The organism is Enterococcus pallens ATCC BAA-351, from assembly GCF_000407485.1.
Taxonomy (GTDB): Bacteria; Bacillota; Bacilli; order Lactobacillales; family Enterococcaceae; genus Enterococcus_A; species Enterococcus_A pallens.
Window position 1 is genome coordinate 301,712 of record NZ_ASWD01000004.1, and the last position, 22,700, is coordinate 324,411.

A 22,700-nucleotide genomic window follows, 5' to 3' on the forward strand; every position below is an offset into this window, starting at 1 on the left:
CCAAAAAATCTCCTTTTCTCCCTCTGAATATCACTAGACCCAGGCAGAAAAAGCGATTATAATAGCTAGATAAAGCATTTGGTCAATTTCTGAGATTAAATAAATCTAGGAAAAAGCGCAGAACAACAAGGGCTCAGGCCGATAGTTGACGGCTTAATGACGGCGAATACATCCAAACGAAAAAATGACAACTGTTATAAAAAAGACAAAAAGTCCTTCCCATTGGAAAGGACTTTTTTAAAATTTTTCTAATTTAAGCAGCGAACACCCCCATAAAATAAAGTCATCGGTATCCTAAAAAAACTAGCTCACCCATTCCAGTGATAAAGTATCCACCATTTTTCGCCGCTCGGTTAAATCTGAACCCGTATAGATATCTAAAGTCATTTGCGTAGAGGCATGTCCCAATAAAGCACTAATCCCAGCGATCGTACCGCGATTTTCCAATAGGCGAGTCGCAAAGGTATGCCGCAATTGGTGGAAGTGGCAACCCTTCACTCCAGCCTTTGCACAAATCCGTTGAAAGTGATAGGTAATCAAACGAGGTTCCATTGGACGATCCCCTACCTGAAAAACAAATTCCTGCGTCTGTTCCGGCTTCCAAGATAACAACCAGGCCTTCACTTTTTCAGACAAAGGCAGTAGGCGTTCGGAGGCTCTTGTTTTCGGTCTTCCCAGCTGCAGCTCGGTTCCTTGGCCTTCAGACAAGACCCGTTGATAGGTGTGGCGAACCGAGATCAGATTGTTGGAAAAGTCAATATCTTCCCAACGTAAACCTGCTAATTCTCCAATACGCAGGCCGGTTTGCAGGGCAAATAAGACGAGCTTGCCATTTTTTTCAACGGCCGCCGTTTCTTCTAGCTGCTTCTGTTCTTGAATGGTTAACGGTTGGATTTTCTTGGCTTCTTTCTTAGGCAAAACGACCCCTTTGCAAGGATTTGCTTCCAAAACTGCTTCGTTGACAGCCTGTTCAAAATAACGCTGAACAGTTTGAAAAATCGTGTGAATGGTCGTGCTGGATAATGTCGTATCACTCAACTTCTGAACCCATTCCTGCATATCTTTCTGGGTAACAGCACGCAATTCCATCTCTCCCAAGTAAGGCAGTAAGTATTTAGTCACTTTATACTGATAGGTCGTTAGAGTGGATTGTTTGACCGTTTTTTTCTGTTGGTCTAGGCAATAAATCATCCAGTCTCTGACACTGCCTGAATACAGACCTTGAATGACTTGAACCTGTTTATACAACCATTTCATTTCAGTCAATTTTTCTTTTGTTTCCTTATAAGTATGGCGATAGACATAGCCATAATGAATTTTCCCGTTGGCCTTACGCCCCTTAATATAACGGCCTTCCCAGCGACCATCCTTGCGTTTATAGATATTTTCTCCACGACGACTCATAGATAATGTTCTCCTTTGGTATAGTGATAATTTTGACGGCTTATATGACGGCGAATAAAACCATAGAAACCCCTGAAACAGATGATTTTTTTCTTTTCCAACCAAAAGTTAGTAGCCAAAGAACAATAAAAAATGATGAATTGTCCAAAAAAATTATTTTTTTAAAGGATATTGACGAAATAATGTTCATATACTATACTTTGATTAGAAATTGATTGTTTATTTTTTATCGTTTTTTTCTTTGATTTATTTAGTCTAAGAAACTAAATTTTGGAATTCAGCCTCCCATAAAATTAAAATAAGCTCAACTTATGTAAGTTTACTATTAACTTATGTTCTTTGCATTACTTTTCTAAATCTACTTTAGCCCTTCCTCGAAAAAGTCATTTCTTATTAATCTTAACGTCTATAATTTCTCTATTCTATGTATTATTCATCATTTTTGATCGAAAGTGTACAACAGGTTACAAAAAATCGAGTCGCTTCAGTATAAGCCACTTCCAAAAAAAATCCCTACCGAAATTCAAACCAAAACCAGAAAAAAAACGCTCAATCATCATTTGATCAAGCGTTCCTATAATTAATTTGTCGCATAATACGTCTCTTCCATCTGTTGAGATTCCAGCAGCCAATAGTCATAGAATTCGCTGCTTAACTTATACCCTCTGCCCCATAAGGTGATGATGGTTTCACCGGTGAAACCATGCTGTTCGAACTTGCGTTTTAGTTTATTAATTAGACAAGACAGCTGGCTCATATTCGATGGAGTATCCCCTTCACGCCACAGATGATCACATAGCTCTTTGCGTGACAATAAGCCACTCTTTGGATAAGCTTCAATCAGGCTTTCAAACACTTTTTTCTCAGTTTTAGAAAGACTTTTTACCAAAAGCTTCCTAGTAGTTTGCTCTGGGTATTCTGCTGAGTGAGGAAAGGACAGAATCTGATTACCAACAGCTGTTTCTTGCTCCAGCTGACGGGTCAAATCATTCACTTTTTCCCGCAGGTCTTCGTAGCTGGTATCTTTCGTCAACCAGTCCGCAATTCCTTGTTCCTGCCAATAGGTTTGTTCCTCCTCATTCGGATAATTCTCTACAATCCGCAACACTTTAAGTGGATAGTTTTTCAATAGAAGCAACAGCTGCTCTACTTCTGCATGGCATAAGCTTTCGCTTAAAATGACCCATTGGAAATAAGATATAAATGGACTAACTGAGCCTTTTTGCAGGCGGTTAAGCATATCTGTGGAACACAAAACCTCACAATTCATTCGCTGCAATTTACTGATAATTGATCCTTCAGTCAGTGTATTTTTTGTCAAAATAAGTACATGTTGCATGGGGATTCCCCTTCTCTTTAGGTTTTTGAAGCGTTCTTTTCTTTACTTGGTGGTTTCGTCTCTGTTTCTTCAGTATCAATCAACACATTCCATAAAATAATCAATGTCACAATTACACAAATAGCTACCTGTATCCATAATTGATCAAAATACGACTCCGCCAGCTTGATACTGAATATTGCTAACAGGAAACAAACGACTAGAATCGCTGCTAATTGAATCTGTTTTAACTCCTGCTGGATGCGGTAGGTTGTTTCAATTGGCACACGCTTTTGTTGGGCCACCTGACGCACGGAGTTTTTCTCTACCAGCAGCCAGATGATTTCCCGATACAGCTTGCGTGCCTCCGGTTCTTTGCTAAACAAGGAGTAGGCGCCTTTGCTACGGTCCCGTTCTTTACCGGCTTTCATCAATACCGGATGCAACAAACGGTCATTGCGCAGCGACCAACGAAAAATCTGCCGCCATTCTTCAATACTCAATTGAGGCAAATTCAAGACGTCCAGAGTCACTTCTAAGGTTTCCAGTTGATCGAGACAAGCCAGCAGCTGCCGATAATCCCGTGAAACGACCTCCCAAGAAGCAATCACTAAATGATCCCCCGGCTGGGCAAAATTCAGCAGTGCCTGAAATTCACTGGTAGGAGAATTCAGTGCTTCGACTTCCTGATGCCCATCGGAAAAGAGTTCGTCCACCGGATAATCCTCCAGCATATCCAATTGTTGGGTAATCTGATACCCGCGTGCATAGCCAAGATTCATCGTGTCCTTCCTCTTTCCATTGGAGTTTTTCGCTTATTAGGACCCGGCCGCTGCTTGCTTCGCAGCAGCCGAGCCACCTTACTCTGCAAGTCTCGTTGACCTTTCATCAGCGAGAACAATAAATAGCTTTGGACCAATACAATCAGGCCTAGCACTAGCAACAATAAATAGACCATTGCATCACTCCTCGCCTCTTTCATTTATTTGGTTTTAATTTTTCCTAAATTATTCTTTTTGTAATCCCAACTGTAGGGTTGAGGGGTCTTGGTGTTGTTTTGTGCATCCTCATTCGGCTTCAGATAGAGGGTGATCCAAAACTCTCCTTCAGCATTTATCTCACCTTTGAAGAGTTCTGGAACTCCCGGAAGATAGTTTTCCATCGTTTCGTGAAGTGCTCCGCCAGGATCAGTTTGTTCTGCCGTACTAAAATAGCCTAAATACTGGTAAAATTCTGGAACAATTACCGAAAGCTGAACCTGGTCAGCTATATGCGTTAAGTGATTGACTGAGGCAACAATCTCTGTAAAATCAGGATTATCTTCAAATCGACCTGATTTACTGACGAAGGTTGCCAGATAATCCGGATCAACTGCCGGAGGATTCATTGGATTCGTTTGGTCGAACAATAAATTCCGAATTTCAAAATACCCTTCAGTTGGTACCACAATTTCACCAGAACTATCCAAAACGACCTGCCGGATATGCAACAAAGCATTCCCAGTCAATCCAACATCCACATAGCCAAGTGTCACTGCATCTTTGGTATGGTTTGCGTCCGTTGCTCCTTCCCAAGTATAGCTAATAGAAGGTCTCACTGTTTCAGGTTCCAAAGAGTTTTGAATCGTAGGTAAATCAACCACCAACTTATTGGCATTCTTTGTCGCATCAGCTAAAGTTGGCAATTCATCGTCTTCCTCATGAGTGGAATCAAAGTAATCGTAGACCTTCACATTTGCACTCGTCACTGCTTCAGCATTCGTATGCGTGTTTCTCATACGATACGGCAAAGTATAATCATCACCATAGAATACAACACCGTTTGTATCTTGTGGAGTAGTTGCTGGACTAGTTTCACTATTTGGTAAAGTATTGGTTGTCGTTACGAATACCCATACCCGATTGGTTAACTCTACTCCACTTGTTGGTCTATAAGTCACATCCACTGGATATGGCTTAGCGACAGTTGCATCACGTAATGCCTCTAATTGTGTTGCATTTATTGTGACTGTATTGGATAGCTTATTCGAATCTGTTCCATCTTCATCAATATCACTGCTGGTTTTATTCCAAGCCATAGTTTTTGCCAGTCCTTTAAAAGTGTCCTCATCTGGGAAGTCGCTATCCAAACTAGTCAATGAAATATGGAAGTTTTGAGCATCCAAACAATAATCGTCTTCTTCAATGGTTTGATTGGTTTTTTTGTTGACCCAACGAGAAGCAACTGAAGTCTGATTTTGTGAGTCTGTTACAAAATAGGTAACTTGTTGAGCGCCAGCCTTTGTTTTGTCAAAACCCAGGCTTAACCAATCAATAACAGCTGTAGGATTTCTGGGATTTCGATTAATCCGCTTATCAAGCCAGGTTTGTCCAAAGTTACTATCACGTGAATCCATATAATCATAAACATTGACTGCGTCTGAACTACTTAACGTTCCATTTTCTTCTCCCGTAATTAACCAATTGTCTAAGAATGTCCATCCATTTGAATTCGTTTCAGTACTATTTATTTTTTCATGAGATAAATCAATGTCTATATTATTTTGTGCTTTGATAATGGGTGCAAAGTCTGATTGTGATTTAATCGATCCAATAAATGCTTGGACTACATTTGTGTCAGCTTCAACTTCGGTGATGTCTCCTGTTTCTCCAACTTTATGCTGATTATCAACAAACGCTCTATTTACAGATGATGTTCGTCCAAATATTAAGGCCTTCTCGGTCCCTGGCTTCATAAAATCTGGCATGATATATTCATCCATAGCTATTGCATAAAGAGACTTTCGATCAAAATTTCTATCTGTAATTCCTTGAACATAATAAGCATCTCCAGAAAGTGCTTCTGTTAGAACAGGATGATAAAATTCATCAGTTAATGAACTTGTCGAACCAAAGTAAAAGAGTTGTGTTGGATCATCCGGATTTTCAACAAAGTTCAAAATCGTATCTTTAGGATAGGCCTTTATCTCTTGAATGTCATAGGCGTTGGCTCCAGTCAGTTCAATTTTTATCAATTTACTTTCTGTTGCTTCCGTTGAAACAAAATAAATCTCATTATCTGTACATAGTTCATCCAATAAATATATTTGTGCGTTTGATGAGTGATTTTCGTATAACACCTTTCTTCTTTTTACTGGTTTACCATTTTCATAAAACGTATCATTCTTATCAAAAACCTGAATAGTTTTCATGGTAATTCCACCTGCTGTACCTGAGCTATAATCATAATTACCATAGACATGGTTATCAGTAATTCTTGATGATACAGTATTTATGGCACCATATAATTTTCCACTAATAGCCTCAGCATCGGGTGGTATAAAACTTTCTAACGAATATTCATAATTTGTATCAAAAGAAAAATTAGGAGATACAGTATTCATCCAGCCATCAATCGAAATAGTTGCAATTGGCATTCTAAAAAGTAGACTGGCATTAGCGTTAACCTGATTTCTCTTATCAAAATAAACACTCGCAGATACAGCAGTTCTTTCATTAGTGTTTAAGGTTGAATCCACAATATAGTTATAGCCAACACCTAAGACAACATTTGGAGAATTAGTCAGATCTACATCAACAATCGTTCTATTAACTACTACTGCGCTTGTTGTTTCACTGGAAAGACTATATCTATAAAATTTATTTCCCTGTGTACCAATTAAAAAATCTTTTCCTCCATTGTCTGCAAACAATTTTGTCTGTATTCTCTCTACGCTGTTTCTCAAATCTCCTTGTGTATTTATATATATAATTTCTCCCGACGAATTAATAACACAAACCCCAATTATACCCCCAGTACTATACCCAGATGCACTTAATAAGACGAAATAATTCCCTGCTTCCGTTAAGCGTATATCCTTAACGATCCAAATAATTTCTCTAATATTTGAAGTTCCTTCTTGGATAACACTATCACTCCAAAAAGTATTAACTGCACCCTTTACTACAGTGGGTAGGTCACTATTGGTTTGGACAAACCCACTATATAGAGAACCCTGACTAGTCAACGAAGGTTCTATCAAATTTTGTGCATCTATCGGTACCTCAAACTCACTTGTCCCACCTTCATCCAACTTAATCGGATTCGTCGGATGTGCCGATACTCGCTCCTTCTCATCCAATATCTTCATGGTCACAAAGATTCCACCCAGCATAAAAACAACAAAACAAACCAATGCTATTGCTCTTTTTGCTTGTTTATTCTTTGCTAATAAAAAACGAATCTCAGTTATTTTTTTCATTCTTCTCGACTCCTTTTTTTCAACACTTATCAAATCAATGTTCCACACGGTAAAACACTCATCTCATGAGTGTTGCTTTTTTATTTTGAAGAGATACAGTGGGGAAGAACTGCATCTCTAGTTATCTACTTTACTGCTCAATTCAGTATCAATACTTGCTAACGGATCGTCTGTTGGTGTTTCTCCATGCCACCAAGCCTGTCGGTAAGCAGTCGTGTTGCAGTTAATTGTCTCTACCTTCAATGAGATCGAAAAATCTGCATTGTGGTATTGATCGCTGATGCTATTGGACAATCGCACCGATTCAAACAAACTGGTGGTAGGATCATTCGGCTTCACAGCTTCTTTAATATAGTAGTAATACCCATCATCACCGTATCGCCAGTCTGTGGTATTCAAATTCTCCAATATCAAATCTGTGCCAATAACTAATGACAGAACTTGTTTATTGGTAGGATCACCGGCCACATCTGCTTTTACCTCGGGCAAGACCATGACACGAATAAACTGATTGATTGTTCCGTTGTTTTTGATGGATATCTTTTTATTGATAGACTCATTCTTCTCAATTTCAGTAGGTGCTGTGAAATTTTCCTCCACTAGTTCAGTCTCTACCTGACCCACCTGAAAATCATTCTCTTTTCGATCGGTCGCTGTCATTGCCGCATAGACAAAATAGCTGCCGCCAACTAACAGGAGCAACAAGCTTAGTACAACAACCACATAAACAGCCCGACGTACCGGATTCTTTCGTTGGTTCATCTCGTTCCTCCTTCGTTAGTTTCGTTGATCGATTTTTTGGTCATACATGGCATAAACTGGACTGCTTGTACTAATCGACCAATCGCTAAACAGCTCTCGGGTCAGATCATGAGCATCCATTTCTGGTACTAACTTGTATAAGGCACCTTTGTATTGATTGGCAAATTCAGCGTTTAAAGAAACACTATCCAACAAATTAGGTGTCACCGCTTTAGGTTGCAGCACTTCGGAATAATAGAAATACCCATTTTCGTAGTACCAGTATTCGGTTGCACCTGCTGCTGGTGGATTCGCTGAATCAAAGACTTTATTTGTCTCAAAATCCAGTTCAAACCCAACTAACGAAGCAGTCCTTGCTCCATTATATTGATACGTCTGGTTCCTTAAAGTGTCATTCGTTGCCTTGTAATACTTGCTGGCACTAATACTGTATGTGTTGCCAGAGACCCAAGTATCAGTATCCTGTACACTGATTGCAGTCGTGCTTGGAGTACCATAAACTTTCAGATTGCCATTGCCATCTCGATCAGTATGGTTGTCATTCACTGCTGTCTCGAAAACTACCAAGAATTCCTTCAAAGAAATTCGAACCATCGTTGGCATGTCACCCGTGTTTCGGACACGAACATTCTTTTCTTTCGTCGTTCCTGGTGCCCAACGGTAGACCTGACTGAAATCCTCTTCGACAATCGCCGAAACTCTTTTCTGATTGGCATCTGTTCGATTGACCCGTTCATCCGCCGAGGTAATCCAAGCGTAGGTACTTCCAATAATTAATAGAAGACTCAATACAAGGGAGAAGCAGGCAAACAGCCCTTTGCTTTTAACAAATGTTTGAAACAAATGCCGCCGTTTTTCTTTCTGACTCATTCCTGCTCCTCCTCTCGTCGTTTCTCCCATAAGAACAAGGCAATTAATACAAGCAACAACCCGGACAGAAATTGATACATCAGCTGTTCACCCGTTTGTGGTAAGCGTTTACCGCTGCCCGTGGATCCCGAAGAACCACCGGACCTCCCGTTGCCTGGATCGGTTATTGGCAAGTCTCTTTTTCCACTGTAACTCGTCGACGGCTCGGTAGACATCGAGGGTTCAGTAGAACTTGAAGGTTCTGTCGAAGTTGTTGGTTCCGTCGGCTGATCCTTCGTTCCCACAAAGGTCCAAGTGAAATTCAATGTACTCTGTGAGCGTAAGTCTTCATTGGTTAATGCGGAATCAATCGTAAAGATGGCCTTCATCAACTTATCCGTTCCATACTTACAAACACCTAATTCCAAAGGTGTCTTCGTCCAGTCCCGACTTCCATCACCTAACAATGGTCCTTGGTAAATTTCCTTGCCATCTAAGACCAAGGTCAAGGTAATGTGGTTCTTCCAATCTACTGACCCGCTGGAGTCAACTTCCTCTGCCAACATGCCCAAGGAAAAGGGATCTTCCAAATCCAGACTGCGGATGGTAATTTCTTTTTCGTACACATCTCCAGGGAGAATATCTACTAAATCGATGTAGTATTCTCCTTCTGAAGTGGCGTACATCCCTTCAGAATCCCCAATCACCAAGCCAGGAGGAAGTGTCTTGGCTGCTTCGACAGTTAGAGAACCGCTGAACAGAGCAAAGAGACTGAGTATTCCAATGACTATTCTGCGTATGTTCATTCACTCCCTCCTCGCTTACCTCTTGTTCAAATTAAATGCCAGCGACTAGTTTTGTCACGATTGCTGCAGTATCACCTGTTGGTGCAGAGCCACCGCCTAAGTGCCAACCAGCATCGTCTGTTAATGCTTCTTCTGTGGCCTGAACAGCTTCCATTTTCACAACTAAGTCGTAAGAAGCATTCGTGTATTCAATTCCCATAGCACTTTCAAAGACCAATTTTTCCAATAAGTTTTTGGTTGTTTCCCCAGACTTCACAGGAACAGTGTAGTAGAACCAGCCATCGTCTTCGTTGTAGACCCATTTGTCATTACCCAAAGTAGCTACATCTGTTACATCAGCACTATAGCCAATCCGGATATTGTTCTTAGCTAAACCATTTGTATCTGCTTGAACTCCTTTGTTGCCTGTACCTGTCGGAATTTGATCTGCCACTGTTGCTGGTGTTACTGCTGGTAGGTCTGTAGCGGCTGCATAGCCTAAACCACCAAATGTGTAATCATAATCTACACTGTAACGAACACCGTCTGTTCCAAGCAATGCACGCCCTGTGTCTGCACCGTCTTCATCTGGTAGAGAAGATTCTGCCCAGTTCACAGTCGTATTCTTATAACCATTTTCGTAGTAACCGTATTTTACGTCAGTCAAAGTAAAGTTCCAGTCAGCGGCATCCAAACTGCTGTTTTCGTTGCCAACTGTAATGTTGAAAGTCATCGATTGGTATTTATTTTTGCTTGCATCGTAGCCTGTATCGCCAGGATTTTTTCCATTGTTATCCGTATGAGTAAAGTATTCATGCATTAATTTAGCTTCATAACTGATTTTCTCCGCGCTAGTAACTGGATCGATGGTTTTTCCACCTTTAACCAATAATTTCACGTTGTCATCAGCTGGCGTTGCCAACCCAGTAATTTGAGCGGCCGGTACTTGAACAAAACCATCTTTGTAGGCTTGATCTCCATTGAAATTAATCGGCATATGCTTGTTCAAGCCTGAGTCATTTGCTACATACGTGTATTTTGCGCCCGTAACTGAACTTGGATCGTACTTTTCAGCACCTAATTTGTCTAAGTGCTTCAACACTTCTTCATAAGACACCCGAACAAATACACTCGCTGTACCGGTATTAGATACGGCAACTTCCTTAGTAGCTTCGGTTCCTGGTACTAATGGTTTTGGTTCCCAGGTTTCCTTTACTGTTACACTGTTGTCATTAACTGCTGCAGATTCCGCCCGGTTAATCCGTTGATCCTGTGCAGTGATCCAGGCAAACGTCCCGGAGATGGCTGCGATTAACGCTAAAGCTGCCGCTGCAGCCATCAGCTTTTTCTTCTTACTATTCTTCTTCATTCCTTTTTCCTCCTATTGTTTTCCTTTTTTTGTTTTTTTATATAAACAACTGTCAAACACAGCTGGTTATACCCCTCTTGGATAATTTCTTTGTTTGTTTGGCCTTCTAGCTGGTTCCGGCTGTAGAAAATAGGCTTTGAGAACCAGAAAGAACCCGAAAGTTGATAAGACACAAACAATACATAACCACAGATTTTCCTGCACAAAATTCAACACACTACCCATTTTGGGAATGATAAAAGTGACTTTTCCGTAGACTTTATCAGCTGAAATCGGTGGGTCTTTACTATTGTTGGCATCTCCTTTGGTAACAATGTAGTCCCCCTCTTGGCCGTTCAATTCGGTTAAGCGCTCCACCATTCTATGGGTTAGATACCGATCGCCCTCGCCCACTTGGAAGGTAACAATGTCGCCTTCTTTGACTTGGCTGCCATCCGTCATTTTCACCAGCACAATGTCGCCTGCATAGAAGCCTCGTGAAGGTGAATCAGGTTGCGGAGCCATGGAGTTGGTTAGTACTTGATAAAAGCGATAGCCAAAGATCGCCGCATCAGATTTCTCGCTAAAAGCAAACATCAGTGAACTAAGTAAAATTCCAATCGTCAACGTGTAGAAAAACAAATTGTAGATAAACAAGAATATCTTCCGATTCGTGGATTTCTTCGCCTCCTGTAAAGGCTGTGCCCCCTGTGTTGGAGGCATTGGTCGCTGAGGTCTGACTCCTCTTGGTGGAAGCATTCGCTCACGATCATATGTCTCATAGCTTGCTTCCAGTCTAGGATGCGAATTGTGTGTCCGACGGTTTGACTGATAGCCGTCTGAATAATCATTCGGATAATTGTCTGGATATCTCCTTCTAGACTCACTACTTCTAGGGTTTCCTCGCTGACCACTCGATTTTCTAGCTGGCTCACGATACACCTGTTCTGTCGGCCGTCTTGGATAAGGCCTGCCATGATCCGGGTAATCCTCTTCCTCGTCATACCTTCTTGGTGGTCGTCGATTGGAAGGGGGACGTTCATCACGATAGGGCGGTTCATCATATTCGTAATCCCGTTCTCGGTAGCCTCGTTGTCTCGACATATCTCCCCTTCTTTCATTGCGCCATTCGATTGCCTGCCACCTCTTTTGCCGGTCGCTGAGTAATCGATGGAAGTATTACCACTGGTTGTTTAGTCTCACTTGTCAGAATCTTTGCTTTTTCGGCTGTGCTTGATTCCGTTCTTTCGTTTTTTTCCCGCTCTATAGGTGCTTCAGCACTTTCATTGGAAGCTGCTGAGTCTTTGGACGAAGGAATGGTTTCTTCCCTATTAGGCTCTGCATCATACATTGTTAAGTGATAAGTTTCGATTAACGCATTCAGCTTCTTATCGTAAGAAGTGTCTGTCGCGTACTTTCCAGTCAGTGCTTTCGTCGCCACTTGGTAACTCTCTGCGTATTCTTTCCAAGTTGCCTGATAAAAGCCTGCATTCCCCGAAATACCCTTTTTCAGTAACACTGCATAGTCTTCTAAAGATTCTTTGTAGCTGGGATACTGTCGAAAAGCCGATTGAATCGTGTACAGCTGACCGTTTCCTTTGTCTTCTTGCGTATTAAATGACACGTTTTTCCCTTGATAACTCCCTTTAATTCCAAATAAATTGTGATGCGGTGGTCGTGCCAGCTGACTGTTGCCCGATCCTGTTTCCAAAATTGCTTGAGCAATCATGACTGAGGCATAGAGTCCTTCATTCCAGGCAATGGTCTGTGCATCTTTCCCAATCGATTGGATGAACTCTTCAGTCGTTTGATTTTTCACTACGGAGAACTGATAATTTTCTTCTACCTTCGCTGCTGGCAAGGTGGTTTGAACCTTCGTAACTTCTTCTGGAATTTTTGAGACAGAAGCAGTAGATTCCTTTGTAGATTCTTCCGTTGTTTTTTCAGTTTCACTTGTCGCTATTGTTGAGGAAGCAGCCTCGTTAACATCGCTACCGCTGATTTCTTCTATAGAAGAAGATTCTTTAGCCACAGTTGATTCTTCAGGTACGTTGCTTACTTCGCTAACCGCGGTTGAACTGCTCTCCATCTTTGGTATCGCTTCTTGTTGCGAAGAAATCGACGCTCTCGTTTCAGCGGATACCGTTTGTTTTACTTGAGCTTGATAACCGGCTGCTAATCCTCCAGCCATAACCACACACACCAACAAGACTTTACCCTTCATCTTGCTTCCGCCTTTCCTGCGGTCGTGGCTGTGGTCGTTCTCTTGGCCTTCTTGGTCGAGCGGCTGCCTGCTTCAGCTTCATCAGAACGCTATGATAATGTAATGCTGTGATTCGTAAATACAGTGCAAGTACCATTAGCAGCATCAACAGAAATAACTGACTGACCGTTACCACATTTTGGAAATCCGTAAAATAGAAAAAGATTCCTAACACTAATACCCCCAGTAACACGACCAAAGAAAAGAGCCAATAAACCCAATACCAGAAGGTGTACCATTCAATTTTTTCCTGCAATGTCTTCATTTAACCTGTACCCCTTCTTTTACAACGCCTAAAATTTGTTCTTCAGTAATCAAGCCGAAATGGCGGCTGTCTTCAGAAATAGAACGGTTATCACCTAAAATAAAGTAATAGCCTTCTGGAATCTTGTCTCTTGAGAAGTCATTCCAGTTAAAGTCTTCTGTGTCTTTAGCAAATTCATCTGGAACTAGTTTCTTATTCACATACAATTGCCCATTCCGATAAGTAATTCGTTCATGAGGCAGTCCAATAATTCGTTTCAAATAAAGTCCCTCTGGATTATCTGGCGGATGCAGCACCACGACATCGAAGCGTTTTGGTTTACGATGTGAAATGATCTGAATCACCTCCTGCTCCTTAAATGTTGGGTTCATTGATTCCCCACTGACTGAATACTTGGGATACAGCCAGTGATACATCCGAAACGAACTAAAAAAGATCAAGTAACATAGAATAAAAACAACGCTTGCTTTTATTAGAAGCGGCCAGCGAGAAAATAGCTTGAATCCTCTACCTCAACCAGCCTCCTGAGCTTCTTTGATCGGTGCATCCTTTTGTTCTCGAACCATTCGTTCCAGCAAGGCACTTTCTCCTTGAAGTAAATCGAAGTAGACTGCCTTACTCAACAAATTGTCGTAATCCATCTTCATCAGCTTCACATATGGCTTTCTGAACCATGGTCTGGCATGTACCTTGGCTCGCGACTCGATTACCTGGCATTCATACAAGACAAAGTGAATGTCTCTGGCTGAAAGATTGGCTTTAATTTGTTTCACTTGATCCCGTTCATACACTAGCTTGTTGCCAGTCACGGTCATTTTTTCAGTTTTATTCACCAGCTCACCATTCAGGTTCCACATCTGTTCCAGAAATCTTGCCTTCTGAAGCAGATAGGTATATTCCCGCAAGCTGATCTTGATTCGTTTGTCCCAATCATTTTCTTCTTTGTTTTCCCGCTCAAAGTATTGGATACCGCTGTAGAGCATGGATAATTCTAGTTTTTCAATCACCATCTCCAGCTTTTGATTGACTGCTCGTAATCTAGCCTTGCTTTGACTTTCGTGTTTGACTTCTTCCTGTTGGACCCGGTTAACAGATACTTCCGCTTCCTTGACTTGCTCTTCTGCCTGCTTGATTGGAACAGTTTCGCTTTCGGGTTTGTCTTTCGACTTGGGCGGTACATCTGACAGATGTTGGCCTGCCAATTCGAGCAATAACTGCTCTGCTCGCTCCAAGGCTTCTTCGGCAGACAAAGGAAACTGTTGGGTCAAGCTGTCCTCCAAATGAATTGCAAATGGAAAACCGGCATCGCGAAAGGTCAACGGAATAAAGTCAAAACGATAGACACGACGTCCATACTTTGGTTCTTCCGTCTGAGCCTTGACCCAAGCAAATTGCGGGAAGAATTGATGCAGCGATTGCCAGAAACTCGACCAATCAAAATAGCCGGTTGGCAATAACAGCTCTGCATGATAGCTGCTGTTCATCAGACGAAATAATTGCTCAAAGTGCTGGTAAATCTTTCTCCGTTGATCCTCATTCAGAGTGCCATGAGGTGCATACAAATACTCACACGCCCGTTCAATTTCTTCTAACAGAGGTTGTGTGATTAACTCCTCTTGCATAATGGGAGCTGGAGTGGGATATAAGGCGAGTTGATTCTGTGCTTGCTTCACCAACAATCATCCCCTCTTCTATTCGTCATCCAACAAGTTGTCGCTTGTCGCTAACAAACGTACAAAAAATTGGGTGGTTTCTTCTTGGACCGAACGCAGACGCTTGCGGTAATTTTTGATTTCCTGCTTCATCACGCGTAATTCCAGTGAAGCATCATGAATCACTTGATGGGCTTCTTGTTCAGCCTGACTGCGAATGCCTTTGGCTTCGTATTCAGCCCGTTCTAAAATTGCTCGCTCCTGTTTCTTCGTTTCAATCAGAATCGTCGCCAACTCTGCCTTCATGTCTTCATTTTCTTTTTGCGTTTGTCTCAAGGTGTCAATTTGACGTTGGGCCTGAGCCAAGGCTTCACTTTGGTGAGTTTGATCCTTTTGCAGATCACTCTTCAATTGAGACAAGCGATCCTTCAACTCATTGATTTGTTGGTCCTTTGCTGCCAGCTGTGCTTGGATTTTTTGTTGATTTTCTGTTTGCAGGGCTTGAAGCTCGCGTTTCTTTTCTTCTCGCAAGGATTCTATTTGTTGCTCTGTTTTGGTCTGATACTCCTGCAAAGCTTGATCTTTTTCAGTCAGGGTAGTCGCCATCCCTGTCATTTCAGTTTGTTTCACTTCCAGTTGATGCTTCAACTGAGCAACGGTTTCTTCCAACCGTTCCACTTCCTGTTGCAGATGAGTGTCTGGTTGTCTTCCGGATTCCTCTTCCATTTTTGGCGCTGAGAAAACTTCTTTCTCTTCTTCGTATCTGGCATCGTATCGTTCGTCGGCAGGCGGTGCTGGTCGCCGCCTGGAACGTCGCTCTCCGCGATCATAGTCGCTATAGTTTTCCATGGGACGCTCGTACTCATCCTCTGGGTAGGAATCGTACCCATAATCGTCCTCATATCCTTCGTTATCGTAGTCATCGTAATAGTAGTCTTCTTGATGAGCTTCCTGATACGCCTCTTTTTTCTGCTTGCCAAATCCGAACATGCAGCTTCCCCCTCTGTCTCTTCCTATATCCTTTGATAAATGTCATTTATTCCTCTATACTTTTGATAAGCAAATATGCCGTTTGTTCTTCTTAGTCTAACGAAGACTAAGAACGCTCCTATAAACCCTGTCAGAACAACAAAAAGGCACCCTACTTCGACGGCACTCGACGGTCTATAATCAAAAAAAAGGCTAAAAATAGCCCAGTGAAAAAAACTTCATTTAATAACATCGATGGACAGAACACCAAAAAAGACGAGTAAATTGCCGCATATCGATTGAAACCTTTTAACAAATGAATAGTTGCTCAAATGTAAAAAAAGCAAAAAAAATCCTCCCAAAAAAGTCTAAAACATTTTTTGAAAGCGTTTTATGCGATTGTTTTTTCCATTTGAGCGACCACTTGGATCTTCTGCTCAACCAAGGCGCTGGCGTAGGTGTCCAAGGTCATCTGGGTTGAGCTGTGTCCCATCAAGGCACTCACACTAACAATATCTCCTTGGCTCTCCAAGCAACGAGTCGCAAATGTATGCCGCAGCTGATGGAAGTGGGTTTGGGTTAAGCCTGCTTTTTCACGAATACGGTGAAAATGAGCGGTTAACAGCCTTGGTTCCAATGGCTTATTCCCTCTACAAAGAACAAACTCTCCCTTCGACTGCTTTTTTTGTTGCACTAATAATCGCTTCAATGTCCGTCCCAGAGGGATTGAACGAATGGAAGATGCCGTTTTAGAACTAGAATAAATCAGCTCCGTTTTCTTCCCATTGTACACACCTAGAATTCGTTGATAGGTGGACTGAACATGGATCATGTCATTATCAAAGTCGATATCTGTCCACTTCAAAGCTGAAATTTCGCCAATACGCAACCCTGCATGAAGTGCGATAAACGTTGGTAATCCCTTGCCATTTTCTTCCTTTAAAGCCGTAGCTTCCAATCGTTTTTGTTCCTGTTTGGTCAATGCCTGATTTTTGTTTTTTACTACTTTAGGTAATTGAATCCCTTCAAAAGGGTTCTCTTTAATCAGTTTTTTGCGGATAGCTTCCTTCATACACTGCTTCGTGATGCGGAAAATCACTTGGATTGTCGAGGGTTTCAATGCTTGATCGATTAAAGAATTCAGTAACTCTTCTCCCACCTCTTCATCCAATTCATTCAATCCATAATTACCGATAACGGATAAGACGTAATGGACTAATTTATGTTCATAGTTAGCATACGTAGACTGCTTGATCCCTGATTGTACTTCATATAACCAGCGATACCCCCATTCATTTAATGTCATCGCTGATTCACCATGAATGGCTTGGTAAATTTGGTATTTCAACTTCAATGGATACAGCTTTTCGCGAACTTCTTGAAGGGATTTCCCGTACACCGAACCGTATTTTTTTCTACCATCTGCGTGCTTGCCTTTGGAATATCTTCCCTCCCAACGATTGTCCTTGCGTCGATAAATATTTTCGCCTCTGCGCATTTCTTTCATCCTCTCTGATCGACGTGATTTTTGACGGTCTCTAGAAACCATCCTTTTTCCTGCTTTTTTTGCCTATTTTCGATAAAAACCGTGCCCTATATATAGAAGGAATCGAAAAATTATCATTTTGATTATTTTTTTAAAAGATATTGCGTATTTATTCTGCTTATCTTATAATGAAAATAAATATCGGATAGGATAAATTTAAACATAAAGATCCAATCCAAACAAAAACCTTAGTCTTCGTTAGACTAAGAAACTCAATTCTAGAACATTTTAAAATAAATAATGCTATAAACCCCTCTTCTTTTCACCTTTCACAAACAAAACTATTGATATAACTAATCTTGCCGAAGGATATTATACCTTAAAAAAACATGAATATCATTTCTTATTTTTATACAAGAGCTTTTTTATAAATTTCTATTACCCTAGCTAACATGTTATTAATGAAAAAACGTTACAATTCCGTCTTCGAGTATAGTAAAATAATAATTGAGCCTCCATGATAACGATTCTGACTTCAGAACTGTTATCTGATTGGCTTACTGATTTCGTCAGTGCTGCTGGGATAGAAATACGCCAAAATGATTGACCGATTACCTAAGTAAACTTCCCCTACAAGTTTTAATTGTTTTATTATTGAAGGGGCCCCCTGAATGATGTTGCTTGTAGGAAAGGAAGGGCAACCACTTTTTCAAGGCCTTAAAAGTAGGCTGCTGTTGGATCATTTTTCGACTATTTCCATTTCCCTTGTATGGTATTGATATACAAAAGGAGACTATTTTATGGAAAATGAAAATGTAATTGTAGAAGAACTAATTGAAAACGTTATTATGCTGGATGCTGAGATTTTCTCAGAGGAATGGGAAGACTTCTTGGAGGAACCCACTTCGTATTTACCGCAAACTAAGCCGCCTCTCTCTATGGCTTTACCTATACCTGATCGAAATGAAACGCTCCTGATTTACTACGACCAGGGCTATCATTACACCAAGCAAACCTTATCAACCTTGAAAAAACACGTGCAGGAAGAAAAATTCTTAGATTATGACTGCTTGTCCAAAGCTCTCAAACGCGTTAATTGTTTTGGCAGTCGTTTATTTCCAATGGTCAGCTCCACCACCTGCCTGTTTCCATTTGGTGGTTCTATACAGCATGCCGCTTGGATTAACCCGATTGAAATTGAAGAAATTAAGACTACTGATTCTGGTACTCAGATTAAGATGAGAGGCGGCATGACTTACTGCACGCGGATTGGCAAAAGAACCATTGAGAATCATGCCATGAATGCACTGGTTCTTCTAGCAACTCATCGTCAGGATCGCCTGTATAAAGAAGTGGAAGGACAAATTCCTTTAGACTATTTGTGTCTACCCAACACACCGTTTATGCGTTCGATTTGCCAAAAACCTCTTTTACAGAAATTTCCTCTTCCAATAGGGGCCTTGGAGCGAAACTACGACAGTGAACGCTTCATGAAAAATGTGTTGAACGTTAGTAAAGTCATCCACTCTGGGGTCTTGTCCTACGATGCCTTTTCTAAATTATTAAAATAAAATGATAAAAAGTACAACTCACTAAAATTAGTAAAACCCTTGTATTCTAGGCATTTCTGCCAAATACAAGGGTTTCTTTTTGTTTTTCTCTTCCTATCAGGAAAAATATTTTTTCACCCCGCCACTTTGCAAGGAGCAAATTAAGAAAGGTTGATTTGCCAGGATTCTTATTTTTCTCGCTTGCAAAGTAGCGGGTACTTTTGCAAAGAAGCAAATTTTGCTTTTTCAAAAAAATGCTTTATCTTTTAGTCACCGGCCGGGAAACACAATAAGCAACACCAAATCAAATTCAAAACAGAAAACGGAGGAATCGTGAAATGATCCAAAAACTAGGTACTAAATTACAAGTACAAATCGAACAAGAAGGCGAAGACAAACAGAAGAAAGTGAATTTTTCAAACGTGATTGATAATCCACCCGAAGAAGATGTGGTGAAATTAGGCGAAATTATGGCCGATCTATCTCAACAAGGCAGCTCATTGGATAGTGTGATTATGACTGTACAGTCACGTATTACGAAGGAGGTTGAATAAGCATGAATCGAGTCGTGAAATTAGTTTCTATGTTTAGAAATGGTGCAGGAAAAAGTCAAACTTGGTCGCTGAATAATCCAGATACTACCAAGACACCTTCACAAATCAAAGCTCTTTTGGAAGATTTGACTAAGCTGAACCTATTCCAAAAAGATGGCATTCGTCTGTTTGATACCGTCGTGAGTGCCAAGTATGTCGAAACAATTGAAACACCGATCTTTGAAGAAGTCCCTGTTACACGCTAATTATTAATTGAGAAGCTGCGGCAGACGTGCCGCTCTTCTCTTACTATACTTAACAAGATAAATTTTAAGAGAAATGAGGAATCCATTATGATGTCAGAGCAACCCTTCACGCACCAGCAACTGTTTAACTTAAAACTCGAAACCATCGAACAAAGACTCATGGAATATTATCAGGAAACGCAAAACGGCACCATGACCATCAAGCTTTTATTAGCTTTACGTGTACGCTACCAGCTTGGTGCGAAGGAGTTTGCTCTGGTATTGCAAGACTTAGTTCGTTACTTATTTATGAATACCAAAGCGACGAAAACTATGAAGCAATTCTTCTGGTATTTCGTGGATTATTTTGAAACCAGCGAGTTGCGGATCTTGAACTTAAAACTGAATCCTGTTCGCAACTTTATCGAAAAAACCAAGTCTCTGATCAAGTCACAAGTTGCCAAATTATTCCATACAGAAGCTGACACTGAAGCCACCTGAAAATGATATTTATTGTCTGTCTCACCTACGCGAATAAAAATGAAAGGAGTCCAGTAAATGATCAAACTAGTATCCACCTTCCTGAACAGTGCAGGAAAAACACATAATTTTACGGTTAAAGATCCGGATACGACCAAAAGTCCGGAAGAGATCAAAGAATCATTGAAGCTGTTAAGCAGCTTACATCTGTTTGAAAAAGATGGTGTGGTTTTATTCCAAGAAGTGGTCAAAGCCAAATTTGTAGAAACGATTGAACGACCTATTTTCGAAGGCGATGAATTGTTTGGTGTTCCTGTCCCAGAAGAAAAACCGGAAGAAATTGAACAGCAAAAACAACCAACAGCGCTTCGTTGTACTTGGCAAGAAGCACCAAAAGTTCCAGAAGTATCTGTAGATTTACCACCAATTAGAAGTGAGGTACACGATACTCTGCGTTCTGTAGTTGAGAACGATGGAGAAGTTAAGGAAGCTGCTGCAACTAGCTGTCCTTCTATTGAAGTTACAACAACTACTTTAGATAAGGAAACACCTTTGAATCCTCCTGCCGGAAGTCCTTACGATGCCGTGAAAGAAATGATTCGGCGAAGAAAGCGACGGAAAGCCAAAGAAAAAGAGCGTCAGAAACGGAATGGTCCGCCTGACACCCCTTCTTGATGTTTGATCATTTACCAAGCGTAGGTAGATACATTTTGTCTGGATCATGATTAAGCACTGAAAGGAGGTGATGAACTTGCATCCTCTTGTGCAGTATATTTTAGCTCCAATCCTTGTTGGGGTGATTGTCGCTGTGGTTAATCACTGGCTAGACGATCATGATCCATGACGAAGAAGCAACAACTGACACTTGCGAATCGGGCCCATTCGCAGGTTGTTTGTAACTACCTATTGCAAATTCGTCCTTTGACAATTGAATATCGGCTTCACCGCGCCTTTTACGCATACATAATCAAGCTTGCTAGTTCAAATAAACAATCGGGGTAAATTCAAAAAGTACCACGGCATTTGTATCCATGTGAAAGGAATAAGAAAACGTCTCGTCAATCTTGGTGTCGAAAAAGCCACTCGCCATCGACCACTTTTTTGGTTTGAAAATCCTTCTTGTCTATCTATTCTAATTGGATGACCGCCTTTACCTTCCACTATTTTAAGTGTCAGTGGAAGGTCGCTAAAATACTCCTGTAGAGTTATCCTTTGTTGCAGTTACTTCTCGCTAACCGGATTAATCCGCTGAAGCATTGCATTTAAATTTTTTCAGGAGACCTTTTAGTACGAGGATAGGATATCATTCGTGAAAGGCTCTTTTTCGACGTGAATACTGATTGCTCCTACTGATTTTGGTCATTATACTAAAAGTGAATAAGAAAAGGAGGCGTTACCTATGGCGTTAAAAGGGCTTTTACCAGTCGTAAAAAAAGTAAAGGTTGATCGTTTTTACGATCTGGATGAGTTACATGACATTCTCAGTACAGAGAGTAATATTGAAGGTCTGTATATCCAAGGAAAAGGATTAAACCGTTGTCTCTACGCCCGAGGAGTGGGAAAATATGATGTCAGTATCGCACCAGGGAAAAAGTATATATTACTAAATGAATATGTACGGAAGGGCAAAGGGAAAAAGGATTTCTTGGCGTCCGCAGTTACTCTGGGCATTACTGATATCGTTGGGAGAAATCAAGGTATTGAAACAGTCATTAAAGAATACGCAGCAGAAGTAGACAGAGTTTTAAATAAAAAAGACTGAACGAAATGATCAGTCGGATTTCCCTAAGAGAAAATTCATGAATGTTCTATAAATGTACTTTTTGTAGTTTTTAGATATCTGAATGGTATCGCCAGACCGCATATAAATACAGTCTTTTTCTACTTTTTCTATGGCGTTCATATTCACAAGATAGCTTCTGGAGCATCGAAGAAAAACAGGATCGTTAATCTCTTGTTGCAATTTTTTTAAAGCAGTATAAGTTTTTATTGTATTGTTGCCAATATGTATGTGGCAGACTTTATCAAAAACTTCTATAAAATCAATTTGTGATACTGTAATTGGGATGTCTACTTTTTCTACGCGTACCTGTATCTTTTTTCCGTTCCATTTTTCTAAGCAGCGTGACAAAGCCTTCGAGACATTGCTATATTCAATCGGTTTCACAATGTAATGACTTGCACTTACTTCATAGCTGTCTATTGCATGGTCTTTCGATGAAGTAAGGAACACTATCTTGACTGTTGCGTTTGTTTCCCGAATTGTATAAGCTAGTTCAACACCAGATAAAGCGCCTAAATATACATCCAAAAAGAGAATATCATAGTCCTGCGTTTTTACCATAGATAAGAAGTGTTCAGCACAGGTAAAGCAATCCAAAGATATTTCCAAAGCATGCAATTTCTCGTATTTTTTTATCTGCTTCTGCAGCTTCTTGATATCGTTAACATCGTCATCTATAAAGGCAGCTCTTATCATCTCTTTATCACCTCGACTAAACTTAGGATAACTTAATTTAAAAAAACACTTTACGGTATAAGGTGAAGACCC

24 protein-coding genes are annotated in these 22,700 nt (G+C 40.7%); 7 read left to right on the plus strand and 17 right to left on the minus strand.

The features are described from left to right. Window positions 1-303: 303 nt before the first annotated feature. The 16 genes from I588_RS19100 to I588_RS19175 all read right to left on the minus strand — a co-directional run bounded on the left by I588_RS19100 (window position 304) and on the right by I588_RS19175 (window position 17,353). Complete coding sequence (locus tag I588_RS19100) at window positions 304-1,404, minus strand: tyrosine-type recombinase/integrase (protein WP_010758502.1); 1,101 nt, start codon at window positions 1,402-1,404, stop codon at window positions 304-306. 580 nt (window positions 1,405-1,984) lie between these two features. Then, entirely contained in the window at window positions 1,985-2,743 is a 759-nt protein-coding gene (locus I588_RS19105) for a winged helix-turn-helix domain-containing protein (protein WP_010758503.1), read from the minus strand. Window positions 2,744-2,760: 17 nt separating this feature from the next. Continuing rightward, a complete protein-coding gene (locus tag I588_RS19110) occupies window positions 2,761-3,504 on the minus strand; it encodes a recombinase family protein (protein WP_010758504.1) in 744 nt (247 codons plus the stop codon). Next, a complete protein-coding gene (locus I588_RS19115; protein WP_010758505.1) occupies window positions 3,501-3,680 on the minus strand; it encodes a hypothetical protein in 180 nt (59 codons plus the stop codon). Before I588_RS19115 ends, I588_RS19110 begins: the two co-directional genes overlap by 4 nt. A gap of 24 nt (window positions 3,681-3,704) precedes the next feature. Beyond that, on the minus strand, window positions 3,705-6,962 hold the full coding sequence (locus tag I588_RS19120; protein ID WP_010758506.1) for a hypothetical protein: 3,258 nt from the start codon (window positions 6,960-6,962) through the stop codon (window positions 3,705-3,707). Between the two features lie 117 nt (window positions 6,963-7,079). Further along, window positions 7,080-7,724: a hypothetical protein gene (locus I588_RS19125; RefSeq protein WP_010758507.1), complete on the minus strand. Its 645-nt coding sequence runs from the start codon at window positions 7,722-7,724 to the stop codon at window positions 7,080-7,082. A gap of 15 nt (window positions 7,725-7,739) precedes the next feature. Beyond that, a complete protein-coding gene (locus tag I588_RS19130) occupies window positions 7,740-8,594 on the minus strand; it encodes a BsaA family SipW-dependent biofilm matrix protein (protein ID WP_010758508.1) in 855 nt (284 codons plus the stop codon). Next, window positions 8,591-9,379, minus strand: coding sequence for an LPXTG cell wall anchor domain-containing protein (locus tag I588_RS19135; protein WP_010758509.1), 789 nt, complete (start codon window positions 9,377-9,379; stop codon window positions 8,591-8,593). Before I588_RS19135 ends, I588_RS19130 begins: the two co-directional genes overlap by 4 nt. Window positions 9,380-9,410: 31 nt before the next feature. Continuing rightward, window positions 9,411-10,727, minus strand: a complete 1,317-nt coding sequence (locus tag I588_RS19140) for a hypothetical protein (protein WP_010758510.1) — start codon at window positions 10,725-10,727, stop codon at window positions 9,411-9,413. 66 nt (window positions 10,728-10,793) lie between these two features. After that, the gene (locus tag I588_RS19145; protein ID WP_010758511.1) at window positions 10,794-11,810 is read right to left on the minus strand and encodes a signal peptidase I; all 1,017 of its coding nucleotides are present in this window, start codon (window positions 11,808-11,810) and stop codon (window positions 10,794-10,796) included. Between the two features lie 13 nt (window positions 11,811-11,823). Beyond that, complete coding sequence (locus tag I588_RS19150; RefSeq protein WP_010758512.1) at window positions 11,824-12,930, minus strand: glucosaminidase domain-containing protein; 1,107 nt, start codon at window positions 12,928-12,930, stop codon at window positions 11,824-11,826. After that, entirely contained in the window at window positions 12,920-13,234 is a 315-nt protein-coding gene (locus tag I588_RS19155) for a hypothetical protein (protein ID WP_010758513.1), read from the minus strand. The genes I588_RS19150 and I588_RS19155 overlap by 11 nt, the downstream gene beginning before the upstream one ends. After that, the gene (gene lepB / locus I588_RS19160) at window positions 13,231-13,686 is read right to left on the minus strand and encodes a signal peptidase I (protein ID WP_034694014.1); all 456 of its coding nucleotides are present in this window, start codon (window positions 13,684-13,686) and stop codon (window positions 13,231-13,233) included. The genes I588_RS19155 and lepB overlap by 4 nt, the downstream gene beginning before the upstream one ends. 60 nt (window positions 13,687-13,746) lie before the next feature. Beyond that, on the minus strand, window positions 13,747-14,910 hold the full coding sequence (locus I588_RS19165) for a hypothetical protein (protein ID WP_010758515.1): 1,164 nt from the start codon (window positions 14,908-14,910) through the stop codon (window positions 13,747-13,749). Window positions 14,911-14,925: 15 nt separating this feature from the next. Continuing rightward, window positions 14,926-15,876 (minus strand): coiled-coil domain-containing protein, encoded by a 951-nt coding sequence (locus I588_RS19170; RefSeq protein ID WP_010758516.1) that lies wholly within the window; start codon window positions 15,874-15,876, stop codon window positions 14,926-14,928. Between the two features lie 370 nt (window positions 15,877-16,246). Then, window positions 16,247-17,353: a tyrosine-type recombinase/integrase gene (locus tag I588_RS19175; RefSeq protein ID WP_034694159.1), complete on the minus strand. Its 1,107-nt coding sequence runs from the start codon at window positions 17,351-17,353 to the stop codon at window positions 16,247-16,249. Window positions 17,354-18,141: 788 nt separating this feature from the next. Between I588_RS19175 and I588_RS19180 the strand changes: the two genes are divergently transcribed. The 7 genes from I588_RS19180 (at window position 18,142) to I588_RS19205 (ending at window position 21,911) form a co-directional block, all read left to right on the plus strand. Then, window positions 18,142-18,912 carry a hypothetical protein gene (locus I588_RS19180; protein WP_010758518.1) on the plus strand — a complete coding sequence of 257 codons (771 nt, stop codon included), beginning with the start codon at window positions 18,142-18,144 and terminating at the stop codon, window positions 18,910-18,912. A gap of 317 nt (window positions 18,913-19,229) precedes the next feature. Next, entirely contained in the window at window positions 19,230-19,445 is a 216-nt protein-coding gene (locus I588_RS19185) for a DUF1659 domain-containing protein (RefSeq protein WP_010756368.1), read from the plus strand. A gap of 2 nt (window positions 19,446-19,447) precedes the next feature. Next, window positions 19,448-19,690, plus strand: a complete 243-nt coding sequence (locus I588_RS19190) for a DUF2922 domain-containing protein (protein WP_010755457.1) — start codon at window positions 19,448-19,450, stop codon at window positions 19,688-19,690. A gap of 87 nt (window positions 19,691-19,777) precedes the next feature. After that, a complete protein-coding gene (locus I588_RS19195; RefSeq protein WP_010755456.1) occupies window positions 19,778-20,170 on the plus strand; it encodes a hypothetical protein in 393 nt (130 codons plus the stop codon). A 57-nt stretch (window positions 20,171-20,227) separates the two neighbouring features. Next, the gene (locus tag I588_RS26975; RefSeq protein ID WP_010758519.1) at window positions 20,228-20,824 is read left to right on the plus strand and encodes a DUF2922 family protein; all 597 of its coding nucleotides are present in this window, start codon (window positions 20,228-20,230) and stop codon (window positions 20,822-20,824) included. 76 nt (window positions 20,825-20,900) lie between these two features. Beyond that, the gene (locus I588_RS27360; RefSeq protein WP_207701418.1) at window positions 20,901-20,993 is read left to right on the plus strand and encodes a type I toxin-antitoxin system Fst family toxin; all 93 of its coding nucleotides are present in this window, start codon (window positions 20,901-20,903) and stop codon (window positions 20,991-20,993) included. A 555-nt stretch (window positions 20,994-21,548) separates the two neighbouring features. Then, a complete protein-coding gene (locus tag I588_RS19205; RefSeq protein WP_010758520.1) occupies window positions 21,549-21,911 on the plus strand; it encodes a hypothetical protein in 363 nt (120 codons plus the stop codon). Window positions 21,912-21,920: 9 nt separating this feature from the next. Here I588_RS19205 and I588_RS19210 read toward each other — a convergent pair whose 3' ends face one another. Continuing rightward, complete coding sequence (locus tag I588_RS19210; protein WP_010758521.1) at window positions 21,921-22,628, minus strand: LytR/AlgR family response regulator transcription factor; 708 nt, start codon at window positions 22,626-22,628, stop codon at window positions 21,921-21,923. Between the last annotated feature and the right edge of the window lie 72 nt (window positions 22,629-22,700).